The sequence below is a fragment of the Alphaproteobacteria bacterium genome (assembly GCA_018063245.1).
Classification (GTDB): Bacteria; Pseudomonadota; Alphaproteobacteria; order JAGPBS01; family JAGPBS01; genus JAGPBS01.
This window is the reverse complement of record JAGPBS010000082.1, coordinates 1-4,459: the sequence shown is the minus strand read 5'-3', so window position 1 is coordinate 4,459 and position 4,459 is coordinate 1. Positions and strand designations below refer to the sequence as shown.

Below are 4,459 nucleotides of genomic sequence, written 5' to 3'. Positions count from 1 at the left end.
CAATCCCTGCACCCAAGGCTGAGTGCATAAGCTTGTGCGTTACACTATCGAGAAGAGAGGTCTCTTGAGCTGTGAAGATGATGCTCTCAATGTCGCCATTTGATTGCTCAAGTCTTTCACCTTGAGCGGCGATGAATTCTTCTTCTGTGCCGTGATGCCATTCACCAATGCGCTGTGCCACATAGCCCTGAACGGCATCAATCATGACCATGGGCGCATTGTGCTTAAGAGCCTCCCCCAGAGATTCACCTGAGAAGGCAACATCAGCTGCGGTTTGAACACCCTGCCGCACCGCAGCATGCTGAACCCGTGTCATAAAGCCAGTTGTCTTCGGTGCAAGGTCTAGGTGATTGACAAGACCTGCTGTTGCAGCGGATGTAACGCCTGTTTTCAGATAGCTTTTTAGACGTTCGGGTCTGAAGTGATTTCTTTGCGCTTTGAAGAAATTACCTTTGTTGTTGATTGTATCAACAATGCCATTTGTCACAGCGCTTGCCAGAACAGCTTCTCCGCCAACTGTTAGAGCAGTGCCAAGTGTGAAGGTGCTTGCTGCGGTTGTCGCTACTGTTGTCGTCGCCACAGCTGTCGTTGCTGCTGCGGTTGTTGCTGTCGCACCTGCTGCGGCTGGAGCGACTACTGGAGCTGCCATTCCCATTGTTGCTGCCGTTACAGCCACACCAATCGTTGCAACAGCGGCGGGTGTCAATCCACTATGATGAACGCTCCAGTGGTGATGATGATTATCATAGAACGCGAGGTTCACGTCAGGGTTCGAAGCCAAAGTTGCAACATAAGCTGTTTCTGGATTTTGAGCAAGAGATGCGATTACTTTTTCGTAGTCAGCTTGACGGATTGCTCCGATCTCTTCTGGCGTTTTAAGGGCCATCTCGAATTTTTTTGCTTCTAAATCCTTTGGACTATAGGTTCGACCTGTTGCAACATCAACTTGGGTTCCCTTTGCACCAGAGGCTTGAAAATCAGGCGTATTGGCTCTGGTCATCCGGTAGGTTGTTGTTTGATGGCCTTTATCCTTCATCGATTGCCAGACCGTGCTTGCGCTCTTCTGATGAAGGTGGCTTGAAGAGGTTGATTCACTGACTGTTAAATGAACTTTGCCTTCTTCTGATTTTACTTCTACGCCAACAGGACTTGAAAAATAGGGTGCTTCCATCACAACGTCTTTGGTTGCGTGAATATTGACCTTGCCTGTTTCGCTTATATATTGATTTTCATCAGCTTGTTTTGAATGTTTCTCTTGATGTTTTTTGTACTTGCCTCTCCAAGAATTTCCACCTTTCATTCTCATTGAAAGATGATCTTCATCATGAACAGCAGCTGAGGTAAATTGGCCGCCAACAGTGAGATCAATCGGGCCTTTCGCATGCATGGCGACACCTTGATGATGCTCATTTCCGATTGTGAATGAGTTGATCTCTCCGCCAGAATCAAATTCTGTTTTTTGATGCTTAATGTGATCTTCTCTGAAACGGAATTTTTTGCGGTGCGCTTCGACATATTGATGTGTTTTGGCGGATTCGTGAAGAACATTTCCGCCCGTGACAAGATTGATCCCACCTTTACCCTTAAGGAGAGCTCCGACTGTGTGGAGATCTCCTTCTGTTGTCATTTCTAACGGAGCAACACGTGATTCCATAATAGCACGAGGACCTAGGGTTTCATTGTAAGAGCGTCCATGTTGATGATGATCAACCCTTGTTATGATTTCTGTCTTTTGTGCTTCGGTTGCTAGAGAATCACCCGAAATGTGACTGGATTCATTTCTGAGCGTGCTGCCTGCTTTTAAAAATGTTTTTTTACCGTCAACTCTTCCATCTTTAATGGTCAGATTTTCATCGGTTTCTATAATTGTTTCGCCTGTTGAGGCAACGAGGCCTGATAGATTTGCTGAACCGGCTTTAATATTGATATTTTTTGCAAGGAGTTGGCTTCCTGCGTTTTTATGAGCTTTAGCTGATGAGGACGTCAAATAGATACGTGGCACCAAAACTTCTTCACCATTGATGATTTCTGTCTCCATCCAGATGATGTCGCGCTTGAGTTTGTTGATAAGCTCAGCTGTCATCTTAATGCCAGGATAAATTTCAAGATCCTTAGTCTCTTCGACTGCATTGTCGTAAAGCTGACGCATGAGTTCAACTTCACCACTGACTTCACCGAGGCGATCAGCAAGACCGCTCTCAAAGATTTGTTTTCTTAAAAAACGCGTTTCAACAAAGGCATCACCCATGCGTTTTGCTGCAAAGGGCTGACCTGCAAAAGGCCCAATGCGCGTAAAAAAATAGTCAGAGCCAAGCACGTAACGCGGATCTGCATATTGCTTACGCGTTTCAAAAAGATAGGCATGTCCTGCGCCAAGATGTGTTTCATAGAGGGGGGCATGTGACAATGACTGCACATAAGAGTTTAGATTGAAACCATTTCTTTGGTTGTCTTCTAAAGGGGCTGGAGGTTGATTTTCGCGTAAAAATTCATCTCTTGTTTCTCTTGCTGTTCCAATGGTTTGAACGACACCATTGGTCACAATATTTAAATTGCCACCCGCTTGCATAATGGCAGAAAATGCTTCGCCTTTTTTTATCTTCGGCGTTCCAAATGATGTAACATAATGCCTCTTCTTTTTGCTATGAAATGTATGTCTTTTCTTTGTCTTATAGCTTGTTGTTGACCAATTTTCTTTCTTTCTTTCCAGATGATCACCCCACTGCAATAAATCACCATTTACATTAATGTTTTTTGCTGCATAAATATGACTGTATTTATTATGAAGTCCTAAATCAGGAGTGTCGGATACGTCAAATTCGATATCAGCTGAGCTATAAATCTTGGCAGGCTGTACGTCAGGATTTGAAGTCAGATATCTTTCAACAACATGCGTACCCTTTTTAGAATCACCCGTGGGCTTGACAATTCGTGTCGCAAAAGTAAGAACACGCTTATTTTCCATATGTTCCGCACGGTAAAGCATCTTTCCATTTGGCCCAGAGGTTTCAATAAGCCCTGAATCATTCACAATATGCTGTGTTCGTCCACCGGCAACTGACTGAACAGTTAAGGGGCCTGTAACAGAAATGATTCCTCCATTCTTTTGCAAATCAGGCGTGTTCAAAAAGTATGTATTGACACCAAAAAGCGCTCCATTTTGAGCAACAACATGGCCTCTGTTCATAAATTTATCTTGTAACCTTGTTTCTAAATGGTCTTTTGCATAAATAAATCCACGATTGAACAATCGATTCCCTTCAAATTGAATCGTTCCAGATGACTCAATATTGCCTCTGTTCAAAGTTTCAGGTGCTTTTATCTGAATAGATGTCTCAGAGCGCACCTGCGTTTGATTCTCGATTGTAATCTTTTTAGAGGTCTCAATTTGAATAGGGCCCGTGGCGTGTAGCTTTTTCCCTTCCTCAACTGTTACTGAACCCCTCTTTGATTTAACATCAAGTTTGCCTTGGGCTTCTGCATTTTTTAGCACCACATCGCCATTGGCTAAAATCGTGATATCTGACATGCGCGATGCCATGTTCTCGGGCGCTCTCACCCCAACGCCTTTTTCTGTTGAGATCAGCGCAATCTTACCCGCATACATCCCGCCTAAAGCAGATGAGTCAATCGCATAGACAGGTGCTGCCTCAGCACTCGGGGCATCATGAGCCTGCGACGTTCTGCTCTCATGATCATAAATTTGCTTGCCAGCCCTCACAGAGACATCTGTGTTTTGCTCAGCCCCATAGAGCTTTCCATCAAAATTCACTTTACGCGTGACAATGTCAAACTGGCTCACTCCCTTTAGATCAAGCCCCTTGCCTTGAATGGTGATCTCACCTCCGTCAACCTTCAGCTGAATAGGCTTGCCATTTGAGAGATCTTGCAATTGCCCTGTTGAAAGCGTTGCTTTCGGAATATTGATAAAGCCAGCACCATTCACATCAATCCCGTTCGGGTTCACAATAATGAGCTCTGCTGCTTTTCCGTGCACTTCAAGATAGCCACGAATGGTCGATGTATCGCGCCCTGTCACTTCTGTTAAAATAATACGTGCATTTTGTCCTTGCAAAGCGCTATTTCCAAGGATCCTTCCACCCAGCTGACTCTGAGCATCTTTCTCAGTTGAATTGTTGAAAATAACGCCAGAGGCTCCAACGTTTAATTTTTCAAATTGATTGTGTGAAAGACCTTTTGCATCCGGCTTGCGAATATTCACAAGTGGCACGCCATTCGGCGCTTTATCAAGTTGAGGCGCTTTGGGATTGCTTTTATCAACAGCGATGTCACCAAAATCAGGAGCTGCTGGCACAGCTTGAGGCATCTGCTGATCTTTAACAATAGGCGCTGGAGGCGCTGGAATGGCAGCTCCACTGACGCTATCTGTATGAGCATGGGCAACATTTACAGGGAGAACAAAGCTGACAAGATAAGACAATAAAACGAGGGAATGAAT

At 44.6% G+C, this 4,459-nt stretch carries 1 protein-coding gene; it reads right to left on the bottom strand.

Going from position 1 to position 4,459, the window contains the following annotated elements:
- Nucleotides 1-4,459: filamentous hemagglutinin N-terminal domain-containing protein (locus KBF71_08815; GenBank protein MBP9878412.1), on the bottom strand; the 4,459-nt coding region annotated here is incomplete at both ends.